A 6,823-nucleotide genomic window follows, 5' to 3' on the forward strand; every position below is an offset into this window, starting at 1 on the left:
CAACGTATGATCCGGACCGGTACGCTCGCCGTCGTGTTGGCGGTTGCTCTCGGTGGGGCCGTGGTCGGACCGATCCACGTTGCCGGTCAGACCGACGAGCGAGCCCTCACGGTCGACCTCGACGGGATCGATGGGGCGACCGTCTGCGTTCAGCAACCCACGCCGGATACCAACCGCGTCGTCGTCCGAAGCGGGGGCGAGAACGTCACGATCTACCTCGACGAAACCGGACGCGTCGAACTCGAGGAGACACGGTCCGCAGCGGGAACCATCGTGTTACGGACCGATCGGCGAAACGAGACGCTCAACGACCTCGCGGCGGCCGAGGAGTGTTTCACAGCTCAACGAACTGATGTCGTTGTCGACGTCCGCTCGGTCGAGTTGCGCAACCTCGCCGTCACCGGGTACGGCGTCGAGGTCGGCCCGCAACGCGATATCCCCACACCCGTCCCGTTCGATCCACCGCACGAAAGCGACGGCCAGGGCGGTAACGAAACCGATCACCAAGGTAACGAGACTGACAACCAAGGTAACGAAACCGATCACCGACCCGAGGAGAACGATCGGCAGGGCAACGAAAGCGATGGCGGCCATCCGGATAGCGAACACGACAGTTCCCCAGGTGACTCGGTCGGCGACTCCCCGTCGAACGACTCCGAGAGCGAGCGCTCGAATCCCGACAGTGACCGGGCGGAACCCACGACCCCGTCGAATACCGACGACACCGGCGACACCGGCGACACCGGCGACACCGAGACGCCGGCGCGCGAGCGAGCGACGCGCGACGTAATCAATGACGAACGGGCACTCGAGCCATGAGCGACCACGAGGAGACACGGCAACCCGTCGCGACGGTCGACACGGGGCTCGTCCTCCAAGCCGCCGCCGTCGGGGCGTTTATTTCACTCTCCTCGGTTCTGGTGCCGCTTTTTGCGCGGATCGGCGGCGGCGTCGTCGCCGGGGGTATCGCCGCGTACGCCGCCGGCCGGATGGCGACCGGCCTCGCGTACGCGGTGACCGCGAGCGCGCTCGCGGGCGGCCTCGTGGGATTCTTCATGGCATTTGTCGGTTCCCTCTTCGGACTGTACACCGAACCGCCGCTGTTCGTGTTCGCCTCGATCGGGCCGCTCAGTCCCGGACTCTCCGGACTCGGTCTCCCGAGCGTCGTGTTGCTGGCCATCGTCTTCTCGCTGCTGACCGCCGTCGATGGACTCATCGGCGGTCTGATCGGCAGCGGACTCCGGTTGCTTCGCCCGTGGTGACGGGTCGACGCGTTCCGACCGGCGAAACGCGGTCGCGCTCGTCCGAACTAAGGACGGCGGCCGACGGTGACGAAGAACGGCACCGCTTCGGTGCGGCGATACTCCCCGGCTTCCATCTGCTCGATGACCGTCCGTCCCATCTCCCGCCACGATCCGCGGAGGTCGTCGTACTCCGCCTCAGTTAGCGGCCCCGAAAGCATCGTCTCCCGATCGTCGGCCAAGCCCGCACCGGTCGCCTTCCGACGGGCCGCGACCAGCGCCGGCTCGCCGTAGGGCGGTTCGATCGTCCGGACATGGTCGTACCGACGGGTCTCGCTTACCTCGAGACCCGCCGCCTCGAACGCCTCGCGAGCGTCGGCCCCGAGCGCGACGTCCGTCGGGACGCCGTCGAGATAGGCCCGCCGCGCGCGGCGCTCGAGGCGGCCTTCCGCGTCGACGCTCGAGTCGATCTCGACCGCGGCGTTGTCGGGTTCGACGGCCGCCACGAGGTCCGTGGAGACGCGCGCGAACTCGGAAACGGCGGCCGCGGGCTCGGGCAGGTTGATCAGTAACGCCTGACAGACGACGAGATCGAAGGCGTCGTCCGGGAAAGGGAGTTGAAAGGCGTCGCCGGCGACGACCGGGACATGCTCGCCCGCGGCCGCGAGCAGGTCGGGATCGGCATCGCAGCCGATCACCTCGCCCGACGACTCCGCGGCGAGGACGCGGCTCAACTCGCCGGTCCCGCAACCCACGTCCAGAATCCGGTCGTGGGCGTCGAGGGCCAGCGGCTCGAGCGCCGCGCGGGAGTCGGCCCACATTCCCTCGCGGGTCCGACTGAGGTAGGATTCGGAAAACTCGCGCACGGTCGGCCGTACGACCGAATCGAGTAAAAACGGGTCGGTTTCGCGCCTCGAGACGGCGCGAGTCAGTGCCCGCGTTCCTGTGTGGGCGTCGCAAACGGCAGCGTCGCCGTACCGCCCCTCGTTACGGTCGCACCGGCTCCGCCTGCCGGAGGTCGATGACCGTCTCGATGTTCCACGCGAAGCCCCGGCCATCCTCGGTCGGCGTCTCGAGCGCGAACGGTAGGTCCCGCAGGTCGGGGTGGTTGACGATCGCTTTCATGCCGTCCTCGCCGATGTATCCCTCGCCGATGTGGGCGTGTTCGTCCTTATGGGTCCCGACATCGTGTTTCGAGTCGTTGAGATGGATGTATTTCAGGTGCTCCAGCCCGACCTCGTCGTCGAAGCGGCCGACCGTCTCGTCGACCGCCTCGGGCGTCGTGAGATCGTTGCCCGCGACGAGCGTGTGAGCGGTGTCGATACAGATGCCGATCTCGGTCTCGGTACGGTCGACGATCCCGCCGAGATGTGCGAACTCGCCGCCGAGCTTCGTCCCGCTGCCCGCGTCGGACTCGATGAGGAGCTGCACGTCGTCGGGCACCTCGAGTTCGTCGATCAGGCTCGCGGCGTTGTCCAGTCCGCCTTCCACGCCCGCGCCCGTGTGTGCGCCCAGATGGACGTTCACGTATGGTATACCGAGTTTGGCGGCGGCGTCGAGTTCGGCCTGCATGCTTTCCTTGGACTTCCGACGGAGGTCGTCTTTCGGCGTACAGAGATTGACGAGATAGGCCGAGTGGATGACCCACGGCCCCTCGAGTTTCGCGTCGCTCTCCTCGCGAAAGCCCGCCGCGGCCTCGTCGCTGATCTCGGGCTGGGCCCAGACCTGCGGCGAGGTGGTGAATATTTGCCCGCAGTTGCCGCCGAAAGCGAGTTGGCGATGAACCGCGTTACGGAGGTCGTCGTACGGCGGTGTTTCCTCGTCGGACGAGACGCGCGACCCGGAGATCGAAACGTGTGCACCGACCTTCATCGTCATAGATTTTCGTCAGTACCGGGCCGTGATAGATATACCGGAGCGGATCGGCCGCCGACCGGAATAATCAACTGACTGTCCAGAGTACGTGAACCACGTGACGGAATACGAGGCCGTTCTCTTCGACAATGACGGCATCCTCGTCGCTCCGCCCGCAGCCGAGACACAACGCGAAGCGACGCGGGCCGCGTTCCGAGAGGTGGGAGTTGCCGATATCGACGAGCAGTACCTGAACGCGATCGTCGCCGGCGTGACCGTCGACGAACTCGAGGCACTCTGCAACGCCTGCGGGCTCGATCCGGAGCCGTTCTGGGAAGCGCGCGAACGTCTCGACGAACGCTCGCAACTCGAGGCGTTCGAATCGGGAGCGCGAGGCTGCTACGACGATGTCGCCTGCATTACCGATCTCTCCCAACCCTGTGGCGTCGTCAGCAACAACCACCACAGCACGGTCGCGTTCGTGCTGGAGTTCTTCGGACTTCGCCCGCTGTTTGCCACGTACTACGGCCGCGAGAAGACCGTCGAAAGCCTCCGCCTGAAGAAACCGAACCCGCACTATCTCGAGCGGGCCCTGGCCGATCTCGACGCCGAATCGGCGCTCTACGTCGGCGATAGCGAAAGCGACGTGATCGCGGCCGACCGAGCAGGGATCGATTCGGCGTTCGTTCGGCGAGCACACTGTCGCGACGCGTCCCTCTCGGTGACCCCGACCTACGAGGGAGCAACCCTCCGCGAGATCGTTCGAATCGTCGACGGTCGCTCGGACTGACCTCAGTGGTCGCCGGCCTCGAGCACCTCCCGATTCCGAACCCAGGCGTCGGACCCGTACTTCCGGTCGGCGAGGTCGCGGGCGGCCTCGAGTTCATCGTCCCGCCACGTCGCGTCGTCCGCACCACACCAGTCCCGGAGCGCTCCCGCGATCGTCTCGACCGCCTCCTCGCGGTCGATCCCCGCCTCCCCGCGGATACTGGTCACTCGATCGGTGAACGTCGATTCGTCTATATCCGCGTCGAAGACGCCGACGTGTGTCCGCGGCTCGAGGGCGTAACTGATCGATCCGTGCTGGATAACGACATCGCGCTGGCGATACTGCGCGTTGCCGCTGATCTTCTCGGCGTCAGCGCCCGCGTCCGCCGGCACGACGATGTCATGGGCCGGATTGATATCCCGCAGATAGCACGACGGCCGGTAGATGGCGTCCTGCTCGGCCGACGCGAAGGCAGCGTCGACGCCCATCCGGTCGAACGCCTCGAGAATCGGCTCGCAGAACAGTTCGTAACAGTCCATCAGGTCCCCCGGGACCTCGTCGGCGGGCGCGACGATCGTATACGAAATATCGGCGTGGCGGTCGTGATAGATTCCGCCACCGCCGGTCTGTCGGCGCGTGACGTCGATCCCCTCCCGTTCGCAGAACTCCCAGTTGACCGTGTCGGCGTCCTGGCGATACCCCAGCGAGAGCGTGCTCGGCTCCCAAGCGTACGTGCGGACGGTTCGAACGCCGTCCTCGAGCGCCGCTCGAGCGGCGATCTCCTCGAGCGCCATCTGCATCGCTCCATCGCGGGCATCGTCTCGAATCAGCCGCCAATGTTGATCGGTAATGACGGTCATGATTGAGTACACACCGATGAGGGGGAAAATGGTTCTGTTATACATCTGAGGATGGGATACCAAAGACACCCCGACATTGTGGTAAAAAACAATCTGACCGCACTGATTCTTCTACTGTATTCTACTCACAACAATAAGTCTGATGGAGGCGGACGGCGACGCCTGCTAGGACGTTCGCCGTTCGCTCGGGCCGTGTCTAGTTAAGGTTGTAGCGACTGGATTGATTTGAGTGTTGTGGAGCGAGAACGGACACCGCATCGGCTGATGGAGGTCGGTATTCGACTCCATCTTGCAGGATTATTGCTTTCGAATACCGTTCGAGAACTCGAGAAGTTCGGTGTCGAGCGATCGCGCAAGGCTGTGCACGATTGGGTACAGAAAGCCAATCTACAGCCAGCAACTGACGTGACTCCGAATCACGTTGCGATTGACGAAACCGTGATTCGGATTGACGAGCACCAATATTGGCTGTACGCTGCAGTCGATCCTGAAACGAACAAGATCCTCCATATACGGCTGTTCTTGACGACTACGATCGCGTTGACTGAACGGTTTCTGCAAGAACTCACGGAGAAATACGATGTCGAAGACGCTGTGTTTCTCGTCGATGGCGCACAGCATCTCCAGACAGCACTCCGTCGACACGGACTCCGATTTCGATACGAAAAACACGGAAATCGGAATGCNTCTCGTCGATGGCGCACAGCATCTCCAGACAGCACTCCGTCGACACGGACTCCGATTTCGATACGAAAAACACGGAAATCGGAATGCTGTCGAACGTGTCTTTAGATATATAAAGCGCCGTACCTCTTCGTTCTCAAACTATTTTAGTCACGCTAACCCATCAACCGCAGAATCGTGGCTTCAAGCCTTCGCAGTCTGGCAGACTGCTACAAACTAAACACGACCTTCGCTCGTTCTTCAAATCCCTTCTAACCCCACCACACAGTACTCGCTGAGTATGTTTACAAACATCAACCAACTCAACTTTACAGCATGTTCACTTCTTAAACTGACTCAGATAGGCAGTGCCTATGTTCAGACTATATGTAAGAATACACATTTCCTTTTCCGATCCTCTATGTTATATCCGTCCACCGCTGGCTCTCTGATCGATACTCCTCAAAAAGCGTATCCACGTAGTCTATCGACTGTGGCGTTGTGTTCGTAAAATAGCCGTGAAGTACCCCACTATCTGTATATACCCATCCCCAGACCTTTTGTGAGCCGATAACGGTGTACGCAATCCGTGGGAGTTCAGTCGCAGTACGAATCTCGATTTGTGCTTCCTGAATGGTACTAAGTAAATTAGAGTGCTCCTCTAATAGTACCTGCCGAAGTTCCTCTGTAATGATGATCACAACGGTAATGTCATTTGTGGCCGTACGGCAGAAAAAATCTATCTGTTGTGGAAGGAGAGCAGGTAAAAGAGCATGAACGTGTTCGCAATCAGTCGTCGTCGGCGCTGGTAATGGGGCCACCTTCGCACGTTTGTTGACTAGATTTATATCTCCCTGCTCTACAACATTGAGGTCAATATCAGCATCTCTCGGGAGTATTTTGAGAAGGTCAGCGACGGGTTCAAGTGTCTTGTAGGTCTCAGAAATTTTTAAGAAGTCTTGGTAGGCCAATTCCCCATACCGCGTGAACTCGCATTCACCATTTCGTCGATGGAGGAGGTCATCGCTTTCCAATTCCCGGACTGCCCGGTCGACAGTGCTTCGTGAGGCGTCAAGAGTTTCGTAGAGTTCTCGCTTTTCATGCAGACCATTATCAACCGCGTCCATGACATCTAGTCTATCAATGAGGGTAACGAGTGGCGTGACGTGAGATGGAACCGACATGTGTTGAATGAAGCCCTAAAGGAATAAAAATTTGTCTGCACCCCTACCAATTTTCAAGCACCCATAGATTTAACAATGCTGTATGATATATTAATTGGTTTCAAAAACACAGTCTGCCCTGAGCTGAGATAAAGTTCGCACATCAATCCATTAATAGTATATTTGAGCGTGTCATAGAATCCAACTCATAGCTTGAGCATCTCACGTCCTGGATCGTGTCCTCGCTCGTAGTTGGTGATTGCAATGACGATC

At 60.4% G+C, this 6,823-nt stretch carries 7 protein-coding genes and 1 pseudogene; 4 read left to right on the forward strand and 4 right to left on the reverse strand.

Annotated features, from left to right (window positions below):
• Positions 1–6 precede the first annotated feature (6 nt).
• Together C487_RS10460 and C487_RS10465 are read left to right on the forward strand one after the other, a co-directional pair.
• A complete protein-coding gene (locus tag C487_RS10460; protein WP_006185714.1) occupies positions 7–819 on the forward strand; it encodes a hypothetical protein in 813 nt (270 codons plus the stop codon).
• Positions 816–1,262: a hypothetical protein gene (locus C487_RS10465; RefSeq protein ID WP_006185715.1), complete on the forward strand. Its 447-nt coding sequence runs from the start codon at positions 816–818 to the stop codon at positions 1,260–1,262. The genes C487_RS10460 and C487_RS10465 overlap by 4 nt, the downstream gene beginning before the upstream one ends.
• Positions 1,263–1,309: 47 nt before the next feature.
• On the opposite strand, the gene C487_RS10470 is transcribed toward C487_RS10465, so the two are convergent.
• Both C487_RS10470 and C487_RS10475 read right to left on the reverse strand, forming a co-directional pair.
• The gene (locus C487_RS10470) at positions 1,310–2,107 is read right to left on the reverse strand and encodes a class I SAM-dependent methyltransferase (protein ID WP_006185716.1); all 798 of its coding nucleotides are present in this window, start codon (positions 2,105–2,107) and stop codon (positions 1,310–1,312) included.
• Between the two features lie 121 nt (positions 2,108–2,228).
• The gene (locus C487_RS10475) at positions 2,229–3,113 is read right to left on the reverse strand and encodes a deoxyribonuclease IV (RefSeq protein WP_049908084.1); all 885 of its coding nucleotides are present in this window, start codon (positions 3,111–3,113) and stop codon (positions 2,229–2,231) included.
• Between the two features lie 100 nt (positions 3,114–3,213).
• Here C487_RS10475 and C487_RS10480 point away from each other — a divergent pair, with 100 nt between their 5' ends.
• Entirely contained in the window at positions 3,214–3,885 is a 672-nt protein-coding gene (locus tag C487_RS10480; RefSeq protein ID WP_049908079.1) for an HAD family hydrolase, read from the forward strand.
• Between the two features lie 2 nt (positions 3,886–3,887).
• Here C487_RS10480 and C487_RS10485 read toward each other — a convergent pair whose 3' ends face one another.
• The gene (locus C487_RS10485) at positions 3,888–4,724 is read right to left on the reverse strand and encodes a lipoate--protein ligase family protein (protein WP_006185720.1); all 837 of its coding nucleotides are present in this window, start codon (positions 4,722–4,724) and stop codon (positions 3,888–3,890) included.
• Between the two features lie 219 nt (positions 4,725–4,943).
• Here C487_RS10485 and C487_RS19565 point away from each other — a divergent pair.
• Positions 4,944–5,628 (forward strand): annotated as a pseudogene (locus C487_RS19565) (IS6 family transposase).
• 178 nt (positions 5,629–5,806) lie between these two features.
• On the opposite strand, the gene C487_RS10495 reads toward C487_RS19565, so the two are convergent.
• On the reverse strand, positions 5,807–6,571 hold the full coding sequence (locus tag C487_RS10495) for a transcriptional regulator FilR1 domain-containing protein (RefSeq protein ID WP_152422500.1): 765 nt from the start codon (positions 6,569–6,571) through the stop codon (positions 5,807–5,809).
• Between the last annotated feature and the right edge of the window lie 252 nt (positions 6,572–6,823).

Origin of the sequence: Natrinema pallidum DSM 3751, from assembly GCF_000337615.1 — an archaeon.
GTDB classification, from domain to species: Archaea; Halobacteriota; Halobacteria; order Halobacteriales; family Natrialbaceae; genus Natrinema; species Natrinema pallidum.

Bases quoted from the DNA above. Each gene is read 5' to 3' on its own strand.
- C487_RS10485 (WP_006185720.1), bottom strand. From the start codon at position 4,724: ATGACCGTCATTACCGATCAACATTGGCGGCTGATTCGAGACGATGCC.
- C487_RS10475 (WP_049908084.1), bottom strand. From the start codon at position 3,113: ATGAAGGTCGGTGCACACGTTTCGATCTCCGGGTCGCGCGTCTCGTCC.
- C487_RS10460 (WP_006185714.1), top strand. From the start codon at position 7: ATGATCCGGACCGGTACGCTCGCCGTCGTGTTGGCGGTTGCTCTCGGT.
- C487_RS10495 (WP_152422500.1), bottom strand. From the start codon at position 6,571: ATGTCGGTTCCATCTCACGTCACGCCACTCGTTACCCTCATTGATAGA.
- C487_RS10465 (WP_006185715.1), top strand. From the start codon at position 816: ATGAGCGACCACGAGGAGACACGGCAACCCGTCGCGACGGTCGACACG.